The following is a 24,613-nucleotide window of genomic DNA, read 5'->3' on the forward strand; positions in this document are numbered from 1 at the left end:
TATCGACGTACCTTCAAAGAAGACAGACCGCGATTAGCTGAAGTTTTTCTTACGATTATAGAATGGTTCAGCTTCGCTGAAATTTATAAATTCTCTAATCTTCAAAAAATAGCTGGTACAAACAAAAGAGGGCACGCCCCCTTCCGGGCGTGCCCTCTTTCTATATTGCCGTCATTATTCTTTGATCAAAGACAGAAACTCCGCTCTCGACGCCGGGTCTTCACGGAAAATGCCGCGTACGCCGGAAGTCACCGTCTTGCTGCCCGGCTTCTTCACGCCCCGCGAACACATGCACAGATGCTCGCCTTCCACGACGACCATCACACCATGCGGCTGCAGCACATCGACCATAATGTCGGCGATTTGGGACGTAATCCGCTCCTGTACCTGCAGACGGCGGGTGACCGCCTCGACCAACCGGGCCAACTTGCTGAGTCCGGCAATTTTCCCGCTCGGAATGTAGCCGATATGGACCTTGCCGAAAAACGGCGCCATATGATGCTCGCATTGGCTGTAATACACGATATCCTTGACGATCACCAGTTCCTCATGATTTTCGTCAAAGGTCACGCCCAGCACATCACGCGGGTCTACCTCATATCCGGCAAAAATTTCCTCATACATCCGGGTAACGCGGGCGGGTGTCTCAAGAAGCCCTTCCCGCTCGGGATTTTCACCGATCAGCTTCAAAATTTGCTCGATATGGTACTCGATCTTCTCGCGGTTTTCACCAACCCGCGCGTTCACGTAATCTTTAACGCCAGCCACAGCACTTCCTCCTATCGCTACCCCCTGCTTCTCTGTAGACGTTCTATGCCGAGGGGATTATTTCTTCTTGCGGCCTTGACCTTGTGCCGGGCCCTTCTTGCCGGAAAACTGCTGATTTTTCATCATCTGCTGCGCTTTCTGCATCTGGCGCCCGTTCAGGTTGTAACCCATTTGCTTGGCCATCTTTTGAAGCATTTGCGGGTCATTTTGCATTTTTTCCATTTGCTTGCGCAGATAATACACGCCGATAAAAAACCCGCCGACCAAGCCGACGATCAGCGTAATAATTGGAATTACATATTGCATATTCCGCCACCCCTATAAGTATAAATCGATTCCTTGCGCGTGCCTGAGCAGCACGAACCTATCATAGCATGTCCAAATGCGGCTCGCAAATGAATTCTAGGCCAATACAGCCTCGATAAATACGGTCGTTTCCTGCGCCAAATCCAGCTCTTTAATATCCAAATGACCCGCTTCGCCGCGCACGATCCGGACGACCGGACGTCCCGGCAGCCCCCGGTGCTGACGGACGACAAGCCCCGTCTCCTTGTTCGACAGCCTGACGGCCGTCCCGTTGGGATAGATCGACACCATCCTCGTAAACTGGACCAGCACGCCGTGGTCGAGCTGCTTTTCCGACATGGCCATCATTTGCTCGCAGGCTTCATGCGGCATCAGCCTCCGGCCCGAAGGCTTCAGCGGATGAATCATCCGGTCGTAAGCGTCCGCAGCGGCGACGATTTTGGCATATAAATGAATCTCGTCTCCGGTCAGTCCCCGGGGAATGCCCAAGCCGTCTACCCGCTCATGATGCTGAAGGGCGACGTGGGCGATCAGGAGGCCGAACTCCCTTTTGTTCTTGAGCTTCTCGAAACCGCGCCAGGTGTGATGGCTCTTGGAATCCGGGAACAGCTCGTCTCCCTCCCGCATGCCGTTCTTACCGATATCATGCAGCAGGGCGCCCGTAGCGAGCTCTTTGACCTGCTGATAATTCAGGCCCATATTGACGCCCATTACTGTGGACAGCAAGCATACATTCATCGCGTGAACATACTGGGCGTTGTCTGCGGTCCGGACATCCGTAAGCTGCACGAGCAGCTCCTTGTTATCCATCACGTCCTCGAGGAGATGGTCCACACTCGCGCCGATCAGCTGGGTGTTCCATTCCTTCCCGGACCGCACCGCTTCAAAAGCGTCGCTCATCTCCTGAATCAGGCCCTGTTTGGTTGCTTCGCTGAGAATGTCCTCCGTATCCACGTCCGCGTACAGCGGATCCTGAATGTAGAGCATCGTGACCCCGATTCGGTTCAGCGTACTGATCATATACACGGTAAGCTGGACTCCCGCCGACAGCAGTACCGTCCCATTCCCGGAATAGATGGTTTTCCCCAAAAATTGACCGGGCTCCACACTTTCAATGCCTACATACCTCATGAACGTTCCCCCGATTGGTTACTTAATCGGCCCATCCCTTTCTTTCGGGCAGGGAGTTCTCCAAGGTCAAGAGATGGCGCTTGATCTCCATCCCTCCGCCATATCCTACGAGACTGCCGTCGGCGCCGATCACCCGGTGACACGGGACGATCAGCGGTACGGGATTTTTGTTGTTGGCTCCGCCGACGGCACGGACGGCCTTCGGTCTGCCAATCGCATTTGCGATATCTGCATAGGATCGGATCTCTCCATAAGGAATATCGGCAAGCGAGCTCCAAACCTGAAGCTGGAACGGCGTTCCCCGCATATCCAGCTGCACGTCGAACGTCTTGCGTTCCCCGGCAAAGTACTCACCCAACTGGCGCTTCGCCTCAGCCAAACGCTCATCATCCTGAACGAAATCACCGCCGCCGCACCAGGTGCGGGACCATTTCTGGAGAACCGCCTCCTTGACGTTAAACGGTCCGAACTCGATCAGGCACAGCCCTTTCTCCGTTGCGCACAGCGTCAGCGGGCCGATCGGAGAAATCATCTCCGAATAATAGACCGTTTCCTTCTCGCCTCCCAGACCGGGAGAAAAATCATCCGCAGCCATTTCGGCATCTGCGGGTTGTCCGCTTCCAGCGGGCTGAAGCTTTTCCTGCGCTTCGCTCATCATGTCTATCACCTTCTCGTCTTGTTCTGAAGCCAGACCTTTATTCAGCCAATTCAAAGCTTCTTCCCCTCCTATCCGGCCCAAAGACCACGCTGCGGCACCCCGCAGTTCCGGTCTTGGGTCTTCCAGCAGCACCCGGCCGAGGCGGGGCACCGCCGATGTATCCTTGAAGTTGCCGAGCGCAATCACGGCGTTGCGCTGAATCGGCTTACGGCCGCGCCAGGCGGCTGCGCTTTCCCCAAACTTCTCCTTGAACTCCTTATTGCTCAAATCCAGAATAGGCAGCAGCAGCGGCTTATCTTTCTCGGGATCCGGCAGCAGATACTCATGATGCGTCCAGTTCTTCCCCTTGTTCTTTGGACAGATGACCTGGCAGGTATCGCATCCATACAGCCGGTTGCCGATCTTGCGCATCACCTCGTCCTCCAGAAAGCCTTTGGTCTGGGTCAAAAAGGAGATGCACCGCTGCGCATTGAGCTGGCCGGGGCCGACCAGCGCTCCCGTCGGGCATGCGTCGATGCACATCGTGCAGTCGCCGCAGTCCTCTGTGACGGGCGTATCCCGCGGAAACGGAATGTTGGTCACCATCTCCCCGAGATAGATCCATGAACCCCATTTGGGCGAAATGATGCAGCAGTTCTTCGCGCTGAAGCCGATGCCGGCCCGCTCCGAAACCGCCCGGTCCACCAATGCCCCGGTATCCACCATGCTCTCCATCACCGCATCCGGCACCCGCTCCCGGATAAACGCCTCAAGCTTGCCCATAGCGTCCCGCAGTACCTGATGGTAATCCCGCCCCCACGCGGAACGGGCGAGGATCCCCCGGTATTGTCCAGGCACCTGCTTGGGCTTGTGTTCCATTTTGGATGGATAGGCTACGGCGATAGCAATGAGGGAGGCGGGCTGTGCATCGGGGAGTGCCGGGGTGACGCGTTTGTCCAGATCCGGCTCTTCAAAGCCGGATTCGTAACCAAGCTTGCGGTGGTTCTCGAGAATCGATTTCAGAGAGACAAACGGGTCAGCCGAAGCAAAACCGATATCGTCAATGCCGAACCCAGCCGCCGCCTCTTTAATGTCCTGTTTCAGCTGCTCCCACGGCGAAGCCGAAGGAGCGTACGCAGACTGTGGTTTACTTGATGTCATTTCTCCTTGCGGCCTCCTTTCCGTTAAGAGTCGTTCCATGTCTTACAGCGATCTCGCTTTGGACAACGGCCAGAAAATAAATTCGGCCCGCCCCACGATGGCGCTCGCTTCCACGCTGCCGAAGGAACGGCTGTCCCGGCTTGCACCGGCATGCCGGTTGTCCCCCATCACAAAATAGTGATCCTTGTCCAGCTTGACCGGGCCGAAATCCGCATCCTGAATTTCCACCTCGGTGTAAGGCTCGCTCTGCTCCTTACCGTTCACGTACAGCTTGTGGCTCTTGACTTCCACGGTGTCACCCGGCACGCCGATGATCCGCTTCACCAGAAATTCCTTTTTCTCCGGACCGTTGCTCGGGTCGCGAAGCACGACGACCTCGCCATGCTTCGGTGCGGTAAAATCATATACGATCTTATCGACAAACAGCCGTTCCTGCTCTACCAGCGTCGGCTGCATCGACTGCCCGCGGACCATGGACAGATTAAAAACGAATAAATTCAGCAGCATCATAATGACAAATGCGATAACCAGTGTTTTGGCCCAGTCCCAAAATTCGGACAGCCAGCCGCGCTTGCCTGCCTGCTCTACCGGCGTTGTAACCGGCACCGGCTCGGGGCGGCCTTGCTCCCGCTGATCGACTTGATTCATGCTACACCTCATTTTTATGACAAATTCCCATATATACAGAAAAGCATATCTTCGGGCCTTTTGCAACGGCGCGTAGATATGCTCAAGTATAGTAAATATTGCTTATTCACGATATGGATGTACGTTTTCTCCGTAATACCAAAGGGTCGTTATCTCTATTGCGGCGCGACAATGCTGAGTTTCTGGAATGCCTGCAGCACCTTGTTGGCCCCGTAGCCCATCGCCTCATACAGAGGCATCGCGGCCTTGTTATGCTCGTCTCCTGCAATCATAATTCCGCTGACCTTACGCTGCTGGAACCGGCCTTCCATCATGGTGACCAGTGCCTTGCCAATTCCCTTGCGGCGGTAATCCGGATGGATGGCGATACGATAGTAGAAGCCGTGGTTATGCTCGATCGTGCCGATCAGGGCACCGACGATCTGTTCATCCTCTTCTGCAACCATAATCAGGTCGGAATCCCAGTAGAGCTGCCTGGAGAAAGGTTCGATCGTATTCTCGTAGCATTCTTCGGATAACGCGATTTGCAGCAGCTCGTTGACACGAGTCGCATCACTTAACTGAAAGGAACGAACATGCATGTTTAAATCTCCCTTTTCGTTAGCTTTATAGGATTAAGGGGATTTTCAGGGAAAACAAAAAAACCCTCTAATCCAAGGTATAGTATTACGACAAAAACCGTGAAAATCCTTCTTTATCATCCATTAAACCATAGTTTACTTTAAAAAACACGCGTTTTCTTTTGAAAGCGCTTTATGGCAAGCGTTTTCATTCTATCATCTGTAAATTTCCCATATAATGGACTAGTTTTGCGGCATAATCCTTCGGGATTTGGGTAAAGGATAACAAATGCGTCTTTCGGTGTGCCTTCACGGAATCCAAAAAAGTTTTTTTTGCGATGAAAGAATGGCACTTCCCGCCTGGATCATTCGAGGTTCTCACTGGAAAAGGCCGCGGTTAAGTCCGTTCCCATACAGTTGGCAAGCCCGCCTCAGGATTAATTCGACTTTGTAAACATAAATGTTGATTTAATCGAAAAAATACGGTTTAATAGAAATGGAATCACATTCCATGCTACATACTTATGCCGATAAAGGGCACTTTTGGACAACAAAAGCGTTCCTTTATTCATATGAATCAGCCGCTTGCGTTGATTCTACCCAAAAAAACATTAACAGGAGGTATTTATCATGGCATTTCAATTACCACCACTTCCATACCCGAATGATGCGCTCGAGCCGCACATCGACGCTCAAACGATGGAAATCCATCACGACCGTCACCATAACACTTATGTAACGAACCTGAACGCGGCTCTGGAAAATGCTCCTGAACTGCAAAACAAAAGCCTTGAAGAGCTGATCTCCAACCTGGACAGCGTACCTGAGAACATCCGTACAGCCGTTCGCAACAACGGCGGCGGGCACGCCAACCACTCCCTCTTCTGGGAAATCATCGCCCCTAAAGGCGGAGACAAGCCAAACGGCCTTCTGGCTCAAGCGATCGACAGCGAGCTTGGCGGCCTGGACAAATTCAAGGAAGAATTCACCAAAGCAGCTACAACCCGTTTCGGCAGCGGCTGGGCATGGCTCGTCGTGGACAAGAACGGCAAACTGGCTGTAACTAGCACGCCTAACCAAGACAACCCGCTGATGGAAGGTCAAACACCGGTCCTCGGTCTGGACGTTTGGGAGCATGCTTACTACCTGAAATACCAAAACAAACGCCCTGACTACATCGCAGCGTTCTGGAACGTTCTGAACTGGGATGTTGTCAGCAAACGTTACCAGGAAATCGTACAGCCGTAAGCTGTACCTTCCCGGAAATAAAGGGGCTGCCCCCAAAGAACTGCATTGCAGTTTCTTGAGGGGCAGCCCCTTTTGCTTGTCTCTCAGCGAGATGATTCCCGGCTGCCGAGAACAGCACGCTTTGGTTAACATTTTAAACGATTAATAGGATGAATGTTTGAAATAGTTCTGTAAAATTTTTAAAAACACATTGGGAAAGGCGTAATGCTGCATATCCCGCTCATCGATCCATCGGTACTCCGTCTGGACGGACGGCTCGCCGCTGTCCCCGGCCGCGTACATTGCCTTCAGCTCGGCTGCCTGCGGCAGGTCCTCTTCGCGGCAGCGGTAGACCTGCAGGTTCCAGTGAATATGGCTGAAGGTATGCTCCGCGTCCGTTAAATGCGCGATCGGCCGCGCAGCGATGCCTTCCTCGAGCAGCGCCCCGGCGAGGATATCCATCGCCGGCTCGTCCGGCAGCCGCCCGCTGCGCGCCGCCGGCGTCTGCAAATGCGGCAGCTCCCACATGCGGGCGAGCAGCCCTTCCTGCGGACGCTGGCGGATCAAGACGCGGCCGCTATGATCACCGCGGCCCTCCACGAGGGCCACCACCCGATACTCGGGCCGCGGCGGCTTCGCCTTGGTCTTGATCGGCAGCTGCTCCTCCTTGCCTTCCTGCCTGGCGGAGCAGTGCTCCATCACCGGGCAGGTGAGGCAGTGCGGCGACTTGGGTGTGCACACCAAGGCGCCCAGCTCCATGAGCGCCTGGTTGAAATCCGATGCCCGGCCGTCCGGGATCAGCTCCACGACCAGGCTTTCCATAAAGGCGCGGGTGCTTCCTTTCATGATATCTTCCTCAATCAGGAAGTATCGCGATAGCACCCGCATCACATTGCCGTCAACGGCCGGCTCCGGCTTGTTGAAGGCAATGCTCAGAATCGCGCCGGCCGTATACGGGCCGACCCCCTTCAAGGCGAACACGGACGCCTTGTCGTCCGGCACCATACCGCCGTGCAGCTCCTTCACCTGCTTGGCCGCAGCCTGCAAATTACGGGCCCGGGAGTAATAACCCAGGCCTTCCCAGCATTTGAGCACATCCTGCTCAGGGGCGTCGGCCAGGTCTTCCACGGTCGGAAACCGCTCGATGAACCGGTTGAAGAACGGAATGACCGTGTCCACCCGCGTTTGCTGCAGCATGATTTCCGACACCCAAATATAGTAGGGATTGCGGTGGCGCCGCCACGGCAAATCCCGTTTATGCTTCTCGTACCATTCCAGCAGGTTGATGCTGAAATGCCGTTTCTGCTCCATTGAACTTATCGAACTGCTCATGAGGTCCTTCATACCTTTCTGGCTGGCTTGATCATGAGCCGGCCTATTCCCGCTTCTCTACAACAGCGAAGGCGGAAGCCAGCTCGGTCTGGTGGGAGATCGATAGATGGATTACATATTCCGGCTCACCCGGCAGCTCGAGGCGCTCCCAAGCCTGCTCGTTCAGCACCACAACGGGTTTGCCGCTCTCATCGGGAAGCACTTCCATGTCCACAAAGCCGATTACCCCGCCGATGCCGCAGCCAAAGGCTTTGGAGATAGCCTCCTTTGCGGCGAAGCGCCCGGCGACAAACTCGGTCAGGTTTCCGCCCCGTTTCATGGCTTCCTCCCTTTCACGGGCGGTGAGCACCCGCTCCATAAAACGGAAGCCCTGACGGCTGCCGAGAAGCAGCCCAACCCGCTTGATTTCCAGCACATCGTGCCCGATTCCGTAAATCAATGCCCCGCACCTTCCCTTCCATGACATACAAATCCTATTGTAACAGGTGCACGTCCCAAAAACGAGCCGCTTGTGAGCAGGCATATCTTTCACCAGCCATTCTTCATGGAACGATCGCTGGCAATACCTCAAAAGCTGTAGCGCACACGAAAAATGCGGAGCCCCTCGCCGTGCTCCGCATTCCTGTTACCGTCTACGATTTATACGGTGCTCCGCGCCAGCAGCCGCGCACCGTATCCCTCCAGCTTGATGCTTCCGGCGACGGGCTCGCCGCCAAGCAGATCGCGGTATTCCCGCTCATCCAGATCCACTTGCTTGTCCTCACCCGTGAAATTCAGGACAAACACATAGTCCATGCTGCCGTCCGACCGAAGCTGGACCGTAACCCCTTGCGGAAGCTCGGTATCCAGCACCGGGCTGACCCACGCTTCCCGAATAATGCCGGCATAGAAATCGCCGTAGAACGGCTCCTTCGCACGTGAAGCGAGGTAATAGGCCTTGCCTTGTCCGAACGAATGTACCGTCAGCACCGGACGCCCCGCGTAAAAATCGTCGCCATACTCCGCCAGCACCTGGGCGCCTTCAGGATGAATCAGGTCGCACAGGTCGTACAGCTCATAATCGCCTTCGAGGCCAAGGCCGTTGTCCTGGACGGGGATCATCCGGTTGAGCTCGCCCTCATGCAGGCCGTCGATCTCTTCGGACCAGATGCCGAGCGTCTTGCGAAGCGGTCCGGGGAATCCGCCCAGATGGCACAGGTCGCTCTCATTGACGATGCCGGACCAGTAGGTCGCCACCAAGGTGCCTCCTTCGGCCACAAACATCTCCAGCGCGGCACCTGCTTCCGCCGTGCACAAATACATCATCGGGGCGACAATCAGCTTATACCGGGAGAAGTCGTCGCCCGAACCGATGATATCCACGGGCACGCCCATGTTCCAGAAGGCGCGGTAATGCTGCATCACCGTGCCTTCGTAGTCAATTCCCCGGTTCAGCGGCCCCTGGGAATCTTTCACGGCCCAGCGGTTGTCCCAATCCGCGATAATCGCCGTCTCCGTCGGCACGCCGGAACCGGTCACCGCGGCGATTTGCTCCAGCAGGCCGCCTAGCCGGGCTACATCCTGGAACACCCGCGTGTGCTCGTGCCCGGCATGGTCGACGACGGCGCCGTGAAACTTCTCGCTGGAGCCGCGGCTCTTGCGCCACTGGAAATACTGCACGGTGTCCGAGCCATGAGCTACGGCCTGCAGCGAGGAGAGCAGATGCATGCCCGGACGCTTCAGCTTGCTGACCGGCTGCCAGTTCGTCAGGCTCGGCGTGCTCTCCATCAGCATGAACGGCTGCCCGCCTTTCAGCGAACGAAACAGGTCGTGGTTAAAGGAGAACCAGGATGCGAGCTTGCCCGGGTCCTGCTTGTCATGCCACGTCGGATAGGCGTCCCAGGAGATGACGTCCAGGATATCCGCGAATTTGCGGTAATCCAGCCCTTCGAACCAATCCATCATATTCGTGGTCGCAGGAAGGTCCGGCCGGATCGCTTTGAGCGGAGCGATTTCCTGTTTGCAGAAGTCCACGGTTTGGTCCGTGACGAACCTTCTCCAGTCCAGATTGTGGCCGTGGACCATCCTTTCCCCGTGCCGGGCGGGAGATTCGATCTGGGACCAGTCCGTATACGTATGGCTCCAGAACGACGTCCACCAAGCCTGATTCAAAGCCTCCAGCGATCCGTAACGCGCCTTCAGCCACTCGCGGAACGCTTCCTGGCAGTAATTGCAGTGGCACTCCCCGCCGTATTCATTGGAAATATGCCAGCCGATCACGGCCGGATGGTTCGCATACCGCTCCGCCAGCTTCGTATTGATGATCCGGGTCTTCTCCCGGTATACGGGCGAAGAATAGCAGTGGTTATGGCGCCCGCCATGCAGATTGCGCACCCGGTTCTCCCCTACGCGCAGCACTTCGGGATACTTCTGCGACATCCATGCAGGCCTTGCGCCGCTGGGGGTTGCCAGCCATGCATAAATTCCGTTTGCGGCAAACCGGTCCAGCACCTGGTCAAGCCAGTCGAACGTAAATACGCCTTCCTCCGGCTCCAGCGCAGCCCAGGCAAAAATGCCGATGGCCATCACGTTGCATTTGGCCAGCTTCATCAGCCGGATGTCCTCTTCAAGCACTTCCGGATCATGTTGCCATTGGTCCGGGTTATAGTCAGCCCCATGCATGAATCCTGAAATTTGCGGGCTGATCGGTGGATAGGATTTTTTCATATGAATACAAGCCTCTTTTCTGTTATGGGGTATAAAGCGCCGGGAGCGGATAACCGTCATGATCAAACAGCGTCAGATTGCTCCAATTGTTGGCATGACCGACAGACCACACCTGCTGCGACGGGATCCAGCACGGCTCCCAATAATAGAAGCCCAAGCCCCGGCCGTCCGGCGTGCGGCGGATGATATCGGTTAGCGCTTTCAAATAAGCCTGCTGGCCTTCAGGCGAAATGGGGAACGCGGGCGGCAATGCTTCATCATTCTCCACGATGAGGGGATATCCTTCCCTAGTCCGAAAAGTCCATGGGTAAGCCGTTTCCACGACGATGATGTCCCGCCCAAACCGCAGAGACAAATCCTGCAAATTCCGTTCGAGCTGCTCCAATGGGCCGTGCCACCACGGATAATACGACAATCCGATCACGTCATGAGGAACCCCCTGCTCCTCCATCCGCTCAAAAAAGGTCAGGCTGCCTTCCGGATCCCCGCCGCGGTCGATGTGCAGCATCACCCGGACTGATCGGTCCACCGCCCGCACAGCGCTTGCGCCGGATTTGAGAAGCCCGCACAAGCGGGCCCATGGCTCCTCATCCGTTCCGGCCTTCGCTTTCGGATCCACCTTCGCATCCGGCCAGAGCATGCCGTTCGTAATTTCATTTCCGATCTGAACCATATCCGGCAGGGCACCGCCGGCACGCAGCACCGCCATCACTTCGTACGTATAATCGTAAACGGCCTGTTCCAGCGCCGCCCCGTGCAGTCCTTCCCAAGCGGCCGGCTTCCACTGGTTCGCCGGGTCGGCCCACTTGTCCGAGTAATGAAAATCCAACAGCAGATGCATGCCGAGCTCCTTGACCCTTTTGGCCATTATCAGAGTCCGCTCCAAATTGCAGTAGCCTCCCGGCGGGTCGTTCCAGATCCGCAGCCGGATGGAGGTGGTGCCGCCGCGCTGCAAAAGCTCAAGAACGTCCACCTTGTCCGGACCCTCATGAAACGTGCCTCCCCCCTGTTCGATCTCATCCAGGAAGGACACGTCCATGCCCTTGATCCACATCTTTTCGATTTCCATGCCCTGCCTCCTATTCCTTAACCGAGCCCATGACTAGGCCCTTGACGAAATATTTTTGCAAAAACGGATATACCAGCAGCACCGGCACCGCGCCGATGAAGATCTGGGCGGCGTTGACCGTTTTCTGCGAGAGCAGCGCCACCTCTTTCGGATCAATGCTCATGGTGCTCATATCCTTCTGCACAATGACCGTCTGCAGGAAGGTCGCCAGCGGAAACTGCTTGGCATTGTTCAGATACAGCAGCCCGTCGAACCACGAGTTCCAGTGGAACACCATGCTGAACAGGGCCAGCGTTGCGATCGACGGAAGCGATACCGGCAGAAAAATCGAGAAGAGTGTGCGGAAATGCCCGGCTCCGTCAATGAACGCCGCTTCCTCCAGCTCTTTCGGGATCCCCCGGAAAAAGTTCAGCAGCAATATCGTGAGATACACGTTGACCGCCCCCGGCAGAACGAGCACCCAGAAGGAGTTGATGAGATGCAGCTTCTGAATGACGATATAGAACGGCACCAGCCCGCCGCTGAAGATCATTGTGAACACGAACAACCAGGAGTACACGTTTCTCGCCCGGAAGACCGACGCTTCCTTCGACAGCGGATAGGCCGCCAGAAAGGCCAGCAGCAGCGTGAGCGCGGTGCCCAGCACCGTACGTTTTACCGAAACCCAGATGGAGTGCAGGAACACGGGGTTGTCGATCGTTTTTTTGTAGGCCTCCGTCGAGAACTGCACCGGCCAGAGGCCGACCAGATTGGCGTCCGCCGCCGACTTGGCGCTGAACGACACCGCCAGCACATGCAGCAGCGGAATGATGCACATCAGCGACAGGCACAGCAGCACCAGGGTATTGGCGACCGAAAATATGCGGTATGAAGCGGTTTTATGATACATCCTTCTGATATCCCCCTCTTAAAAAATCCGGTAGTTCGCCAGCTTATAGGCCAGCCGGTACGAAATGAGGATCAGGATCATCGATATTACCGACTTGAACAGACCGATCGCCGTGCCAAGCCCCATCTCTCCGTTCAGAATCGCGGTACGGTACACGAAGGTGTCGATGATATCCCCTTTCTGGTACACAAGCGGATTGTACAAGTTGAAAATTTGGTCAAAGCCCGCGTTCAAAATGTTGCCCAGCGCCAGCGTTCCGACGACCACTGCGATCGGCAGCATGGACGGAATCGTAATATGGAGCGTCTGCTTCCAGCGGGTTGCCCCGTCTACCTCCGCCGCTTCGTAAAGGGACGGATTCACGTTCGCGAGCGCAGCCAGGAATACGATCGTGCCGAAGCCGAACTCCTTCCATACGTCCGAGGCGATGACGGTAAATCGGAACCAATTGTTATCGCCAAGGAAAAAAATCGGCTGGATGCCGAACCAGGAGCTCAGGATGCGGTTCAGAAACCCCCCGTCCGTGGACAGAAAATCCAGCAAAATCCCGCCCAGAATGACCCATGACAAAAAGTGGGGCAAATAGACCAGCGTCTGCACGAAACGCTTGAAGAACGCCCTGCGCACCTCGTTGAGCAGCAGCGCAAACGTAAACGGCACCAGCAGGTTCAGCACGATCTTGAGTGCGGAAATGATCAGCGTATTCCAGATCACTTCAATACTGTCCTGCCGTTCAAACAGCATGCGGAAGTTGTCCAGTCCAACCCACTCGGAGTGGGCAAAGCCGAGCCAGGGCTTAAAATTTTGAAAGGCCATGACGATCCCCGCCATCGGCACATAGCTGAAAATGACCAGAAACACCAGCGCCGGCAGCAGCATAACGTGCAGCGGCCAGGTTCTTTTTAGACGGTTCATAAACGGTCGTTCCCCCTCTTGGAATGCCAATTTCTCTTTTGGTACCGTCATTATAGCAACCGCCCAAATGTCGTCGTAGCTCATAAAACCAACATAAATGGCACTATTGCAACCAATTGCAGGCATGGATCCGCGAAGGGCTTGTCCCCTGCTGAACCATGCCTCCGCCAATGGAGAGTTCATGAAGCCAGGCCTGCCGAATACAAAAAAACCGGCAAAAAATCAAAATTGATTTTCACCGGTTTCTGCCTAACTCATTCTATTATCGGGACTCCAGGCTGGCCGGGCTGTTGGCATGCGCCGCCTCGCCATGGGTGCCGGCTTCCTGCGCTTCGCGCTGATCGAACATTCTGCCGATTTTCCAGCCGATGCCTATATTCAAAACCGCCATCGCTCCAAATAAAACCACATCACCCCAAGGCTCCGGCAGCAGCAGATCGGCAAGCAGCCACCCTCCGGTCATGGCAGCTCCCATCACCGCGCCCTTTACGGACGACCTTAAATTCATTTTTCCCATTCGACACACTCCCCCGCCTGTTTCCTTATAACCTGAATCGACAAGCAATAGGCCTGCACGCCAAAGTTCTTTGTTTCCTGCCTTTTTTGATATATATGTCGTGGACAAAATCGAATATTCCCGTAAGACCGTTAAAAACCTCCGCTCTCCACATCTGTATAACTCAACTTTCGCAGCTTGAAATCGGCAGATAAGCCTTGATGTAATTGGGTGAACCAACTGTCCATTAAGGCATACGAGACAGACACGCCTGCAGCAATTGTACGGTCAATCATTGCGGTAATGACTTCCGGTCCCGACAACAGTGCTTCTTGTCGGCTCTTGTAGCCTGAGGTGCGCTTATCGATCTTTTCTGTCATACCGACAATTCCAGACTTTATCGAACTAAGCAAGCTGAAATCCAGGGGTAGAAATGTATGCCCGTCCGACCAACCCATTGTCATCATCCGAAAACCCTTCCGGAATCCGCCCGCAGCCTGAGAAAGTCCTTGAAAGGTCCGACTTGCGCGGCAAAATCGGCGCTGGTTGCTTCTACGAACATACGGGAGTTCCCTTAACGACGTATTGGGTTTACTCGATCGCGGTAGGTGTATTGGCTGAGCCCGTTTTGCGTTCCGGGAATAAGCGACGTTATCTGGCGCGCCGAGGCGCGATACCGAATAATCGTTCGAAATCGACCATGCCCGTGCTGAACATCGGAGGCATGTTTTTTCATTTCCTCATTAGATAAAATAGACAAAAAGAATATATTTTGTTTACATTGTATATACTGCGTGATATGATCAAGTCGAAAAAACACTATCGCGAAAGGATGATCGGGTTGAAATCTTCTAAGAACATGATCTTGATGCTTATCGTTGCCTGCCAACTTATGATTATGCTCGACTCGTCCGTCATGATCACCGCGCTTCCGGAAATCGGAGCGACGATGCATCTGTCGACGACGAGCCTGACTTGGGTACAGAACGCCTATATTCTAGTCTCCGGCGGTCTGCTGCTGTTAGGCGCGCGGACCGGAGACATTTTCGGAAAACGGAGAACCTTACTCTTGGGTATCGCCGTGTTTACGGTTGCGTCCGTTCTGGTCGGCGTTGCGCAATCGGCCGAATTCCTGCTCGTCTCCCGTGCCCTGCAAGGGCTCGCGGCCGCATTCGCCACGCCGTCCACGCTAGCACTGCTGTCCGTCAGCTTCACGGAAGCGAAAGAGCGTGCGAAAGCGCTCGCCGTCTATAGCGCCATTGCGGGCGGGGGCGGCAGCGTCGGCCTCGTGCTCGGCGGGTGGCTGACCGAATTCGTATCCTGGAGAGTCGGGATGTTCATTAACGTTCCGATCGGCATCGCCTTGCTCATACTCGCACCGCGGTTTCTGAACGAAACGGATAAAAATGCGGGCAAATTCGACGTGATGGGCGCTTTGACCTCCGTTCTGGGCATGTCGGCGCTCGTATTCGGGTTTATCCAGGCGGCTTCCGAAGGATGGGATCGGCCGCTCACCTTAATTTCGCTGGCGGTCGGCGCCGCCATGCTGACGTCGTTCGTCTTTATCGAAGCCCGGGCGAAGCAGCCGATCACGCCGCTGCGGTTATTTTCCAACCGCCGCAGATCCGGGGCTTATCTCGGCCGGTTTCTCATGTTAGCCGGCAATTTCCCGCTCTTTTTCTTTCTGACCCAATATTTGCAAAACGTTCTCGGCTTCACCGCTTTCCAAGCCGGCATCGCCTTTCTCCCGATGATGCTCGTGCAGTTCGGGATGATGTACGCGATGCCCCGACTCATTTCCCGGTTCGGCAATCTTAAAGTGCTGATCGCGGGAATTGCGATCGCGATTATCGGCACGCTCCTGCTCAGCCCGCTTTCGTCGCATACGTCATACTTCCCCGAAATGTTCTTCCCATTGATCATTATAGGAATCGGGGCGGGCATGGTGTTCTCTCCGTTCACTTCGTTCGGCATCGCCGAAGTGGAGGCGAGGGACGCGGGCGCGGCTTCGGGGCTCGTCAATGCCGCCCACCAAACCGGTGGATCGTTAGGGCTCGCCATCCTGGCCACAGTATTCGAAGCGGCGACGGGCGGGGGCGAAGCTTCCAAGTCCGTTTTCGCTCACGCGACTTCGGCAGCGATCCTCGGTTCGGCGGCGTTTCTGACGGCGGCGCTCGTCGTGGTGCTCGTCTGGTTCATGCCGGACCTGAAGCCGGACAAGAAAGCCTCGTCGCAACCGGAAGGCAAGTTCGCGAAGCCGTCTTAACCAGGCTAGAATCAAAAAAGAAGGAGTCGCGGAATAAACCGCGACTCCTTCTTTTTTATTGTTCCGCACTACAAGGTATTGGTGAACTTTTCGACGAGATAGTCGATAACCGGCTCGATTTTCGAATCGTCGACGATCGACGCTTTTTCCGCTTTGAACAGCTGCGTTTTTTTCAACCGATAATAATCGACAAGCGATTGCCGAAACGAAATATTACGAGAAAGCAAATATTTGGGGTTCATGATTTCCCTTAGTAAAATAACGTCTTGGAGCACAATAAGGTGATAGTTAATCGGATTGAAGACTCCCTTGCTTTGCCCGTCGCGGTAAAACCGGACTATTCGTTCTTCCCGTTCGTTCAAAGCGTTCCTAAGCTCGTCGTACAGCTCTGGATAGACCGCTTGCAACTCCTTCATAAACACATCCGATATTTTCCCGGCAAGCGCCACGGACTGTTCGAACAAGCGTTGAAATCCGATCGCGTAGACGTTGTCGTCGTCTTCCGGGTCCAAGTCCTCGAGCTTGGCGACGTAATCCGAGAAAATGCGAACGACGCCTTCGATGATTTCTTCCTTCGAAGAGAAGTGCTTATACAAAGTGGCTCTGCTGACATCCATAAGCTTGGCGATGTCGTCCATCCGTAAGGCTTGAAACCCTTCTCTCATAACGGGGGGGATGAGTTTTTTAAAGTATTTCATCTTATTTTTCTCTTGTTGGTCCGCGACTTGATCTTGCAAGCGAATTCCCCCTTCCCCTTAGAACCGTTACCTTCTATTATACATGAAACTTACATCGAAAATACAAAAAAGACGAAATAGATGCATCTTCCTTTTTTTGTTCAATCAATTCGAGGATGCCTTTTATTAGGACTTCACGAAGGTTTCGAAGCCTTTTCGAAAGGGAATATTCGGATGTTGATGCCACAGCGTGAAGAGGTGTGCAAGCAATCGGATGAAGTGGCACAATTATTTATTGACGAGGCTGATAATGCTTATACGGTTCCAAGCGATTATAGCAAATCACTCATGCACCCATCTCATGATCGTCGTATGGGAAATCTTTAATCCCCGCTCGCTCATCATTTCTACTAGATCTGTATATCTGCTTTATTAAATGTATAAGCTCACCTCTTCCGTGACACAATAACGTAAGTTTAAAAACATACTCCGAAGGAAGGTAGCCTCAATGAGACAACAGTTAAGAATCGGTGTATTGATTGCAGGCATGTCCTTGATGCTGGCCGCTCCGGCCTTTGCTTATGGGGCGGCTGGAACGGCGCAAGACGGCGGAAATGGCGGCATGGGCACCGGTATGGGCACGGGGACCCTCGGAACCGAATCCACCGGCGGTTCGCATTACCGGGTGAACAATGCCGGAACGACATCCCATTACCATGTCAGCGTATATGGCACTGGAACAGGCAGCCAATACTTGAATACGAATTACGGAACGAACAACACCGGCCGGATGGGAACAAACAACTACACCGGATCCAATACGAATATGCTGACTGACAATAACCGAATCCGGACGAACGCGGCGACGGACAGAAACCGCGGCGGAGGCTGGGGCTGGCTCGGACTGCTGGGTCTGATCGGATTAGCCGGTATGCGCAAAGGAAACCCGGAACGAGACCGCGGTTAGTTTGCCCTAAATGCATGGTCAGCCATCATAAAAATCCCTGACTTACTTAAAATGTAGGTCAGGGATTTTTGGTGCTTCGACTCCCGGTCGATCAATCAACAGCACATTCTATTGTGTATCGCTATCTAAATGGCTATCTAAATGGCTGTAGAGTGAGCCGGACGTTCATCATATTTAAACGGAATATGCTTCGGGTCTTCAGCGGCAGGCTGAACAAAACCGGCCGGAAGGGTATCGCCCCAAGTTAAGCGCCCCTCGACGAATTTGGACATCCGGGTCTCGAAAAAGGCCGGCCGCTGCTTCCACACCTTTTTGGCAACGGTCACGGTAAATTCCCCTCGCTTGTTCGGAATGGTGACGGAATAAGGGACATCCTTGGGCAAACTCAGTCCGACCAGCACTCCGGTGTACATCGCGCCAGACGATGTCCGGCTCACCAGATACGGAGGATGATCCGTGATGACCGTACCCTCTTCCGGCAGTGTGATGTCGATCTCCACGCTGGTGTTCTCGGGCATCTTGAACACTCTGCCTTCAGGAAGCGTGTACCTCTTGGTGCCGATCGTTACCGACAGATTTGTTTCTTCATCCTCGGGCCAATAGAAAATGGAATATCTGCCGTCCTGATCGGTCGGCGTCGATTTCCCGAAGCCTTCGCCTTGATCCCGGTCGAACCAGACCACCGCGTTCTCGACCGGTCTGCCGTTCGCGTCTTTGACAACCCCGCCCATCCGGTATTTATCCACTTGAAAATAAGATACGACGTCACCGCTGCCGGCGATAATCCGTCCGTGAATCTGGACCTTGGACGCATCCTCGGGATCGTCTTCCACCTTCAGCACCTCAATCGGATAATTTACGTTGAGCATGGCCGAAGCAGTAAGAAGCCGCTTCGACATCTCCGGCGTTAGATGTTTCCCGGATACTGTGGCGTCCTTAAGGGAAGCGATACTGATCTTGGTCTCAGCCAGGAGGCTCTGGTCAACGGTCAGGGTGAACGATCCGTCCTTCCCTGTGGGAACGTCAATTTGGCTCTGGCTCGTATGCACCGTGGCGCCGGCCACAGGCTGATTGTCGAGGAGCAGCCTGCCGTGAACGGAGGTTATATGGGACCCGTCCGACTTCCACTGCTTAAGCCGCAAGGACGGCGAATCAACCGTCAGCTGAACGCCATGGTCCGCCGCTTGCGCCGATGCCGGAGCCTCCGAGGATACCGGCTTCGAGGGCATCCCGGCACATCCGGCAAGACACACCGTCATGATCAAAATGGACAGTCGCTGCAAATACCACATGGATTCGATTCCTCCCCTTTACTTGTGCGCAAATAAACAGGGGCAAAGCCATAGGCTCTGCCCCGCTTCATGAACCTTATTTTTTCTGGTGAGCGTTCGTGTCTTCCGCCGTACCCGCTTTGCCTTGGGTTTTGTCGCCGCCAAGACCGAACACGAACACTTTCGGTTTGGGACCGCCGGATGTAAAAGCCATATATTGTTTGTCGTCGACGACGAAAATCGCCGGCGCTGCTTGAATGCTGCTGCCCGTCGTCTGGAAGGTCCAGATGACCTTGCCGTTTTTAATATCCAGGGCGTTGATCTTCCCGTCGAGCTCGCCGTAGAAAGCCAGTCCCGTCGTCGTGCTCGTAAAGCCTCCGCGCATCGGATCCTTCGTCTTGATTTGGTAGGCTTTTTTACCGGTATTCACGTCCATCGCGGTGATGGTGCCGAACGGTACATCATTCGCTGGCGCCGAGGTCGTCGTACCGAACGCGGCCGCTCCGGGCATGTCCGGTGTCGAAGCTTCCGTCTGGCTTTTCGCGGACTTGATGACGGCCCCCTGTTCCACACCCGGAATCAGCACGTAATTCGTTGCGGGATCATACGTTTCAGGAGCATAGTTCTCGCCGCCGAGAACGCCCGGATACACGGTAACGCCCTCCGGTGTCGGCTTCGGATGATCAATCTTGGCAAAAGGAACCCCGTCCCAAACGACGGCGCCGGTCTTGGCGTCCCATGCATACCATTGTCCCGACTTCCCGCCCTGCACGACGATTTTTTGCTGCTTGCCTTTGACAGTGGCATTCAGGATCATTGGCGAAGCTGCAGCGTCATAATCCCAAAGGTCATGGCTGATTTCCTGCTTCGCCCAGATCAGCTTGCCCGTAGCAGCGTCGACGGCGACCACCGAGTCCGTGTGCGGGTTGTCTCCCGGCCGGGATTCACCGTAAAAGTCAGGCGCCGGGTTGCCCACGGCAAAGTACATGATTCCTGTCTCCTCATCGATGGCCGGCGGATTCCATACCGCGCCTCCGCCCTGGAATTTGCTGTTGGCGAGCCAGTCCTGGCCTTTAGGCGGGACCGTGTAGAAAGGAGAAGCCCAGGCAGGCGACAGATCGCTTGCTTTATAGGCGTTGACAAACCCGCGGATGCCGTTGTCCCCGCCGCTGCTGCCGATATAAATGTTGCCTTTGTAATACACAGGTGCGGTCGTTTCGTAGTAACCGTTCTCCAGCGTCACGCCTTTGATGGACTCGGAGATCGGCACCATTTTGATCAGCTTGCCGGTCTTCTGGTCCAGGGATACAATCTGATTGTCGACCGTCAGCATGAACACTTTACCTTCCCCAACAGCGACGCCGCGGTTGGCAATGATCCCCGACTTGCTGAATGTCGCAGCTTGTTCTGCGGACGGCTTCCAGTGCCAGATTTGACTGCCGGTTGCGCCGTCGAAGGCGAATACCTGATTCCCGGCGGTCGTAATGTACACGATGCCGTCGACGAACACCGGATAGCACTGATTCCCGTTCTTGACGTCTTTGTCAAGCTCCTTCAGGTCCGCGCTCCAGATCACGCCCAGATCCTTGACGTTGGCCGCGGTCACCTCTTTATAAGGGACATGGCGGGTATTTTTCAGATCAAATCCATAGGTGCCGAAGTTTTTAAAAGAGGTGCCCGTCACTTTTCCCGGCGTCGTGGATGGTTTGTTTTCGTTTGTATTTTGCGCCGGAGCCGGGGTCGCTGCGTTATTGTTCTTATTCGTATTACAGCCGCTTAGAGCTAGGCTTGTACTTAAAAGGGCTGCGCCAATCATCACGTGAGTTTTTCTCATGTTGGAACGATCTCCTCATTTTTTCATTAGAAGCGTTGTAACGTAATATTTCCAGCAAGACCAAAAATCATGCAGAAAAAAATACAGCCCTTCGTACATACACCTGGTTTGCACCCAAGCCGCATTTCCGGCTGATGTCATGCAGGTATAAAAGCGGCTCAAATCGGTCATCTTGAAGGAGAAGAAACACACCACCCAGATTTGCATTCAAGGAGGACGACGATGAAACCGAAATTCCGTTTGATCTTTATGATAGCGCTGCTCTCGATCGTATTGGTATTAAGCGCATGCGGCAAAAGCAATAACGGTACGGCGGCTCCGCCTGCCAACAATACAGCCCCATCCACCGGCGGCGGACAAACCAAAGAAATTACCGTGACGGCGAAAAACTTCGCTTTTGACCCGCCCAATATCGATCTGAAAGCCGGCGACACGGTCAAGCTGACGTTTAAAAACAAGGATGGCGTTCACGGCTTCGAAATTCCTGACCTGAACGTCAATCTGCAGGACGGACAAACGGCCACCTTTACCGTAGACAAGGCTGGGACTTACGATTTCAACTGCTCGATTCAATGCGGCTCAGGCCACGACAATATGACGGGTACGATTACGGTATCCTAAGACCAAACAAAAAAGGAGCCCATTCGAAGATGGAACTCCTTTTTTCGATTTATGGCTCGAGGGAAGCTGCAGGAAGCAGATATTAATTCGCCGCGGGCAGGTGCTTCAAATAAAAACGATACCAGTTGCCGCAGATAAAGCCTTCCACGTCCTCCTCGCTGTAATGCTTTTGCAGTAAATTGACCAGATCATGATATTTCCCCGCATGCTCCAGACCGATGATCTTTTCACGGATACCGTCAAAATCCGATCCCAACCCGATATGCCGGCGGCCCCCAAGAGAGCAGATATGGTCGATGTGCGCGAGCAGCCGGTCCATCGTAACCGGTTCCTCCGCATGGACAAAAGGCGGCACAAAGGTGACCCCGATGACTCCGTCCGCCCGGATGATGGAGCCAATCTGCTCATCGCTCAAGTTTCTGCGGCGCGGGCATATTTTGCCGGCATTGGAATGGGAGGCGATGAGCGGCTTCACGGACATCGACGCCAGCTCCCAGAACGCTTTTTCCGAGAGATGGGACACGTCCAGGATCATGCCCAGACGGTTGCATTCCTGAATCAACTGCCGGCCTTTCTCGGTCAATCCCGCTCTCCTGGACTCCATGACGCCGTCCGCCGCCCAATTGGCGTAATTCCAGGTGATGCCGATACTCCGGACGCCCAAATGATGCAGGATCCGCACATAGGCCAGGTTTCCCTGCAGCGCATCGACTCCTTCAAGCGATAGCAGCGCTCCGGTCAGCCCGTTCTTCTCTGCGTATTCGAGATCCTCCTTGGACCGGATAAAATGGATGGGGCCGCTTGCGAGCACCTTCTCATGAAACAGGTCAATGCTCTCCAGCACATAACGAAACTCTCCGGCATACTTCTCAGGCAAATAGACGGCAAAATTCTGGAACCCGATGCCGGATTTTTGCATGCGTTCCAGCGTGACATCCAGCAAATCCTGTTCGTGTACAAAATCCAGCTGCGGATGCTCGAGCAGTTTGCTCAGCACATCGCAGTGGGCGTCAAATATGGTCACCGGTCATTCCTCCGTTCTTCTTGAACCTGCCGCGATAGGAATAAGAAGGCACAGGGCGATGAGGCGCAGTAACGGATGGTTCATCGTGGTCTTGATTGAGGGAAGATAAAATATCGGATATCAGTTCGTGATGAGGCGACCGCTGGCAGACAGGATCCGCCTGCCGCGCGTCGCCAGCCAACAGGTAAGCTTGGCAGCGGCATCCGCCGAAATCGCGGAAACGGTGTTCACAGCTCCGGCAGGGCTCCGCCATCCAGTCGAAGCCGCGGAAGCTGTTGAAGGCGGCGGATTCCTGCCATATCCATTCGAGGCTCCGCTCTTTAACGGATTCGAAGGTCAAGGTATGAATGCTGGATGCCGCGGTGCAGGGCAGCAAGGTTCCGTCGGGCGTCACCGTCATCGAAATTTCGCCCCACCCGCCCATGCAGGGTTTTGGGAAATCCTCATAGTAATCCGGGAGAACCCAGATCAGTTCAATCTGGCGGTCAAAGCGCGCTTTGGCCCGAAAAAAAGCTTCCTCGGCCGCCGCGAGCTGCGCTCTGGTCGGCAGCAGATGCTGGCGGTTAAGCAGCGCCCAGCCGTAGTACTGGGTATTCGCCAGCTCCAGCCGTCCGGCTCCCCATGACACACACATCTCGATGATTTCCTCCACGAGGTGGATATTTTGCCTGTGCAGGACGACGTTCATATGTAAGGGGATCCCCGCCTCCCGGATCAAGGCAGCCGTTTTCTTTTTGAATTCGTGTGCCCGGGAGCCGGCAATCGCATCCGCCAGGCCTGGCTCGGACGCCTGTACGCTGAGCTGCATGCTGTCGACCCCCGCGTCCGCCAGCTGCTGCATGCGTTTCTCTGTCACGCCGACTCCGCTGGTAATGACATTCACAAAAAAGCCCAGCTCACGGGCCTGCCGGATCAGCTGGTCCACGTCCGGTCTCATGAGCGGCTCGCCGCCTGTCAGGTGAAGCTGCACGACCCCGAGCTCACTGGCTTCCGTGAATACCCTGATCCATTCCTCTGTGCTCAGCTCATGCTCCCTTTTGGCGAGCTCTACCGGATTCGAACAGTAGGCGCAATGAAGGGGGCACCGGTGGGTAATTTCCGCCGACAGGGCATACGGTATGCTTACGGACACTTTTCGATCCACCCCCGCTCAATTGCTTGCGTGAGAAACTCGAGAATATCCTCCTGCAGATTGGATTGATTGTATTTCGCCTCTAGCTCCCCGATGATTTGGTGAGCCGACCGCGTCCCGTCACACAGCCAAAGAATGGCCCCGGCCGTCGGATTCAGGTTGACGACGCGTTCGGGGAGCAGGAGCATATCAGTTTGCCTGGCTTTATCGAACTTCAGCCGTGCGGGACTTCGCAGCCTGAGCTGCTCCGACTGCCCCCAAGCGATCATCGCTGTGCCTCCGCATCGGGATACGCCAGACTTAACGCATCCAGAATGGCCCAGAGGACATCGCATTTAAAGTGCAGGGCGGATATGACCTGCTCCTGCTCGCCGCGGTCTTTGCATTCGCGCAGAACGATTTCCAGACCGTGGTCCGCGTCACGCGGTGCCTGATGCAGCCTCGCCTGGAAATACTCCAGTCCTTCCGGACGGATCCATGGATACAGCTGTTCAAACACGGCGATTCGCTGGGAGATGAGGACGGGAGCGAACAATTCCGTCAAAGAGGAAGCTACGGCAATGAGCCACGGCTGCAGGCGGCAGAAGTTCACGTAGGCATCGACCGCAAACCGGACGGCGGGAAGGACATGGCGCTCATCCAGCATCTCCTCTCTCGGAATGCCGACGGCTTCGCCAAGGCGGATCCAGGCTTCGATCCCTCCTTCGCTCCCTTCTGTTCCGTCATGGTCCACAATGCGCTGTATCCAGTGGCGGCGCTCCTCCCTGGAGGGCAGCTTCGAAAGGATGATGGCATCCTTGACAGGAATATTTTTCTGATAATAAAACCGGTTCGCCACCCAAGCCCGAAGCTGCTCGGGACTCAGCTTTCCATCATGCATGCGTACGTGATAAGGATGCTTGTCGTGATAGCGCTGTTCCCCGACCTGGCGCAGCCTCATCGTTAATTCTTCGTTCGAGAGCAAATGCTGGTTCAT

The 24,613-nt window shown here is 54.9% G+C and carries 24 protein-coding genes and 2 pseudogenes; 4 read left to right on the forward strand and 22 right to left on the reverse strand.

Translation table 11 applies throughout. From position 1 onward, the window contains the following. Positions 1-174: 174 nt before the first annotated feature. From folE to IAE55_RS30390, 6 genes are all read right to left on the reverse strand, one after another. Positions 175-768: a GTP cyclohydrolase I FolE gene (folE, locus tag IAE55_RS30365; protein WP_105444339.1), complete on the reverse strand. Its 594-nt coding sequence runs from the start codon at positions 766-768 to the stop codon at positions 175-177. A 57-nt stretch (positions 769-825) separates the two neighbouring features. After that, a complete protein-coding gene (locus IAE55_RS30370) occupies positions 826-1,074 on the reverse strand; it encodes a YneF family protein (RefSeq protein ID WP_076175831.1) in 249 nt (82 codons plus the stop codon). Positions 1,075-1,170: 96 nt separating this feature from the next. After that, positions 1,171-2,205: an HD-GYP domain-containing protein gene (locus IAE55_RS30375; protein ID WP_105444340.1), complete on the reverse strand. Its 1,035-nt coding sequence runs from the start codon at positions 2,203-2,205 to the stop codon at positions 1,171-1,173. Between the two features lie 22 nt (positions 2,206-2,227). Then, complete coding sequence (gene queG / locus IAE55_RS34315; protein ID WP_200634709.1) at positions 2,228-4,003, reverse strand: tRNA epoxyqueuosine(34) reductase QueG; 1,776 nt, start codon at positions 4,001-4,003, stop codon at positions 2,228-2,230. 42 nt (positions 4,004-4,045) lie between these two features. Continuing rightward, positions 4,046-4,651 carry a signal peptidase I gene (gene lepB, locus IAE55_RS30385; RefSeq protein ID WP_200634710.1) on the reverse strand — a complete coding sequence of 202 codons (606 nt, stop codon included), beginning with the start codon at positions 4,649-4,651 and terminating at the stop codon, positions 4,046-4,048. Positions 4,652-4,806: 155 nt separating this feature from the next. Beyond that, positions 4,807-5,232 (reverse strand): GNAT family N-acetyltransferase, encoded by a 426-nt coding sequence (locus IAE55_RS30390; protein WP_076175840.1) that lies wholly within the window; start codon positions 5,230-5,232, stop codon positions 4,807-4,809. A 609-nt stretch (positions 5,233-5,841) separates the two neighbouring features. On the opposite strand from IAE55_RS30390, the gene IAE55_RS30395 reads away from it, so the two are divergent. Beyond that, entirely contained in the window at positions 5,842-6,459 is a 618-nt protein-coding gene (locus IAE55_RS30395; RefSeq protein WP_076175842.1) for a superoxide dismutase, read from the forward strand. Positions 6,460-6,600: 141 nt separating this feature from the next. Here the strand turns inward: IAE55_RS30395 and mutY are convergent, their stop codons facing one another. The 8 genes and pseudogenes from mutY to IAE55_RS30435 form a co-directional block, all read right to left on the reverse strand. Further along, entirely contained in the window at positions 6,601-7,770 is a 1,170-nt protein-coding gene (gene mutY / locus IAE55_RS30400) for an A/G-specific adenine glycosylase (RefSeq protein WP_186382004.1), read from the reverse strand. A 43-nt stretch (positions 7,771-7,813) separates the two neighbouring features. After that, entirely contained in the window at positions 7,814-8,209 is a 396-nt protein-coding gene (gene acpS / locus IAE55_RS30405) for a holo-ACP synthase (RefSeq protein ID WP_200634711.1), read from the reverse strand. Positions 8,210-8,409: 200 nt separating this feature from the next. Next, positions 8,410-10,476, reverse strand: a complete 2,067-nt coding sequence (locus tag IAE55_RS30410) for a beta-galactosidase (RefSeq protein ID WP_200634712.1) — start codon at positions 10,474-10,476, stop codon at positions 8,410-8,412. 22 nt (positions 10,477-10,498) lie between these two features. Beyond that, positions 10,499-11,545, reverse strand: coding sequence for a glycoside hydrolase family 53 protein (locus tag IAE55_RS30415; RefSeq protein ID WP_200634713.1), 1,047 nt, complete (start codon positions 11,543-11,545; stop codon positions 10,499-10,501). 10 nt (positions 11,546-11,555) lie between these two features. After that, entirely contained in the window at positions 11,556-12,434 is an 879-nt protein-coding gene (locus tag IAE55_RS30420) for a carbohydrate ABC transporter permease (RefSeq protein WP_145949935.1), read from the reverse strand. Between the two features lie 18 nt (positions 12,435-12,452). Next, positions 12,453-13,349, reverse strand: coding sequence for an ABC transporter permease (locus IAE55_RS30425; protein WP_145949934.1), 897 nt, complete (start codon positions 13,347-13,349; stop codon positions 12,453-12,455). Positions 13,350-13,611: 262 nt separating this feature from the next. Further along, positions 13,612-13,866 carry a hypothetical protein gene (locus IAE55_RS30430; protein ID WP_145026530.1) on the reverse strand — a complete coding sequence of 85 codons (255 nt, stop codon included), beginning with the start codon at positions 13,864-13,866 and terminating at the stop codon, positions 13,612-13,614. Positions 13,867-14,075: 209 nt separating this feature from the next. Then, positions 14,076-14,342 (reverse strand): annotated as a pseudogene (locus IAE55_RS30435) (IS4 family transposase); the annotation flags it as partial. Positions 14,343-14,686: 344 nt separating this feature from the next. Between IAE55_RS30435 and IAE55_RS30440 the strand changes: the two are divergent. Then, positions 14,687-16,111: an MFS transporter gene (locus IAE55_RS30440; protein WP_145949933.1), complete on the forward strand. Its 1,425-nt coding sequence runs from the start codon at positions 14,687-14,689 to the stop codon at positions 16,109-16,111. A gap of 68 nt (positions 16,112-16,179) precedes the next feature. Here the strand turns inward: IAE55_RS30440 and IAE55_RS30445 are convergent, their stop codons facing one another. Then, positions 16,180-16,809, reverse strand: coding sequence for a TetR/AcrR family transcriptional regulator (locus IAE55_RS30445; protein ID WP_145949971.1), 630 nt, complete (start codon positions 16,807-16,809; stop codon positions 16,180-16,182). Between the two features lie 324 nt (positions 16,810-17,133). Beyond that, a pseudogene (locus tag IAE55_RS30450) lies at positions 17,134-17,211 on the reverse strand (IS6 family transposase); the annotation flags it as partial. A gap of 85 nt (positions 17,212-17,296) precedes the next feature. Between IAE55_RS30450 and IAE55_RS30455 the strand changes: the two are divergent. Beyond that, positions 17,297-17,755, forward strand: a complete 459-nt coding sequence (locus IAE55_RS30455; protein WP_145161117.1) for a WGxxGxxG family protein — start codon at positions 17,297-17,299, stop codon at positions 17,753-17,755. Positions 17,756-17,892: 137 nt separating this feature from the next. On the opposite strand, the gene IAE55_RS30460 is transcribed toward IAE55_RS30455, so the two are convergent. Together IAE55_RS30460 and IAE55_RS30465 are read right to left on the reverse strand one after the other, a co-directional pair. Then, the gene (locus IAE55_RS30460; protein WP_200634714.1) at positions 17,893-19,047 is read right to left on the reverse strand and encodes a carboxypeptidase-like regulatory domain-containing protein; all 1,155 of its coding nucleotides are present in this window, start codon (positions 19,045-19,047) and stop codon (positions 17,893-17,895) included. 76 nt (positions 19,048-19,123) lie between these two features. Continuing rightward, positions 19,124-20,860: a pyrroloquinoline quinone-dependent dehydrogenase gene (locus tag IAE55_RS30465; protein WP_152399272.1), complete on the reverse strand. Its 1,737-nt coding sequence runs from the start codon at positions 20,858-20,860 to the stop codon at positions 19,124-19,126. 222 nt (positions 20,861-21,082) lie between these two features. Here IAE55_RS30465 and IAE55_RS30470 point away from each other — a divergent pair, with 222 nt between their 5' ends. After that, positions 21,083-21,481 carry a cupredoxin domain-containing protein gene (locus tag IAE55_RS30470; RefSeq protein WP_105444349.1) on the forward strand — a complete coding sequence of 133 codons (399 nt, stop codon included), beginning with the start codon at positions 21,083-21,085 and terminating at the stop codon, positions 21,479-21,481. An 82-nt stretch (positions 21,482-21,563) separates the two neighbouring features. Here IAE55_RS30470 and IAE55_RS30475 read toward each other — a convergent pair whose 3' ends face one another. Genes IAE55_RS30475 through pqqC form a run of 4 tightly spaced genes read right to left on the reverse strand, consistent with a single transcriptional unit; the run spans position 21,564 to position 24,613 of the window. After that, positions 21,564-22,505: a dipeptidase gene (locus tag IAE55_RS30475; RefSeq protein WP_200634715.1), complete on the reverse strand. Its 942-nt coding sequence runs from the start codon at positions 22,503-22,505 to the stop codon at positions 21,564-21,566. After that, positions 22,492-23,637 carry a pyrroloquinoline quinone biosynthesis protein PqqE gene (gene pqqE / locus IAE55_RS30480; protein WP_200634716.1) on the reverse strand — a complete coding sequence of 382 codons (1,146 nt, stop codon included), beginning with the start codon at positions 23,635-23,637 and terminating at the stop codon, positions 22,492-22,494. Before pqqE ends, IAE55_RS30475 begins: the two co-directional genes overlap by 14 nt. After that, positions 23,628-23,906, reverse strand: a complete 279-nt coding sequence (gene pqqD / locus IAE55_RS30485; RefSeq protein ID WP_200634717.1) for a pyrroloquinoline quinone biosynthesis peptide chaperone PqqD — start codon at positions 23,904-23,906, stop codon at positions 23,628-23,630. Before pqqD ends, pqqE begins: the two co-directional genes overlap by 10 nt. After that, positions 23,903-24,613 carry a pyrroloquinoline-quinone synthase PqqC gene (gene pqqC / locus IAE55_RS30490; protein ID WP_200634718.1) on the reverse strand — a complete coding sequence of 237 codons (711 nt, stop codon included), beginning with the start codon at positions 24,611-24,613 and terminating at the stop codon, positions 23,903-23,905. Before pqqC ends, pqqD begins: the two co-directional genes overlap by 4 nt.

This window comes from Paenibacillus sp. S28, assembly GCF_016624415.1.
Taxonomy (GTDB): domain Bacteria; phylum Bacillota; class Bacilli; order Paenibacillales; family Paenibacillaceae; genus Paenibacillus_AQ; species Paenibacillus_AQ favisporus.

What these genes read in the sequence shown, in the direction of transcription:
- IAE55_RS30370 (WP_076175831.1), bottom strand. Translation starts at nt 1,074, where the DNA reads ATGCAATATGTAATTCCAATTATTACGCTGATCGTCGGCTTGGTCGGC.
- IAE55_RS30375 (WP_105444340.1), bottom strand. Translation starts at nt 2,205, where the DNA reads ATGAGGTATGTAGGCATTGAAAGTGTGGAGCCCGGTCAATTTTTGGGG.
- queG (WP_200634709.1), bottom strand. Translation starts at nt 4,003, where the DNA reads ATGACATCAAGTAAACCACAGTCTGCGTACGCTCCTTCGGCTTCGCCG.
- lepB (WP_200634710.1), bottom strand. Translation starts at nt 4,651, where the DNA reads ATGAATCAAGTCGATCAGCGGGAGCAAGGCCGCCCCGAGCCGGTGCCG.
- IAE55_RS30390 (WP_076175840.1), bottom strand. Translation starts at nt 5,232, where the DNA reads ATGCATGTTCGTTCCTTTCAGTTAAGTGATGCGACTCGTGTCAACGAG.
- IAE55_RS30395 (WP_076175842.1), top strand. Translation starts at nt 5,842, where the DNA reads ATGGCATTTCAATTACCACCACTTCCATACCCGAATGATGCGCTCGAG.
- mutY (WP_186382004.1), bottom strand. Translation starts at nt 7,770, where the DNA reads ATGAGCAGTTCGATAAGTTCAATGGAGCAGAAACGGCATTTCAGCATC.
- IAE55_RS30410 (WP_200634712.1), bottom strand. Translation starts at nt 10,476, where the DNA reads ATGAAAAAATCCTATCCACCGATCAGCCCGCAAATTTCAGGATTCATG.
- IAE55_RS30415 (WP_200634713.1), bottom strand. Translation starts at nt 11,545, where the DNA reads ATGGAAATCGAAAAGATGTGGATCAAGGGCATGGACGTGTCCTTCCTG.
- IAE55_RS30420 (WP_145949935.1), bottom strand. Translation starts at nt 12,434, where the DNA reads ATGTATCATAAAACCGCTTCATACCGCATATTTTCGGTCGCCAATACC.
- IAE55_RS30425 (WP_145949934.1), bottom strand. Translation starts at nt 13,349, where the DNA reads ATGAACCGTCTAAAAAGAACCTGGCCGCTGCACGTTATGCTGCTGCCG.
- IAE55_RS30430 (WP_145026530.1), bottom strand. Translation starts at nt 13,866, where the DNA reads ATGGGAAAAATGAATTTAAGGTCGTCCGTAAAGGGCGCGGTGATGGGA.
- IAE55_RS30445 (WP_145949971.1), bottom strand. Translation starts at nt 16,809, where the DNA reads ATGAAATACTTTAAAAAACTCATCCCCCCCGTTATGAGAGAAGGGTTT.
- IAE55_RS30455 (WP_145161117.1), top strand. Translation starts at nt 17,297, where the DNA reads ATGAGACAACAGTTAAGAATCGGTGTATTGATTGCAGGCATGTCCTTG.
- IAE55_RS30460 (WP_200634714.1), bottom strand. Translation starts at nt 19,047, where the DNA reads ATGTGGTATTTGCAGCGACTGTCCATTTTGATCATGACGGTGTGTCTT.
- IAE55_RS30465 (WP_152399272.1), bottom strand. Translation starts at nt 20,860, where the DNA reads ATGAGAAAAACTCACGTGATGATTGGCGCAGCCCTTTTAAGTACAAGC.
- IAE55_RS30470 (WP_105444349.1), top strand. Translation starts at nt 21,083, where the DNA reads ATGAAACCGAAATTCCGTTTGATCTTTATGATAGCGCTGCTCTCGATC.
- pqqD (WP_200634717.1), bottom strand. Translation starts at nt 23,906, where the DNA reads ATGATCGCTTGGGGGCAGTCGGAGCAGCTCAGGCTGCGAAGTCCCGCA.
- pqqC (WP_200634718.1), bottom strand. Translation starts at nt 24,613, where the DNA reads ATGAACCAGCATTTGCTCTCGAACGAAGAATTAACGATGAGGCTGCGC.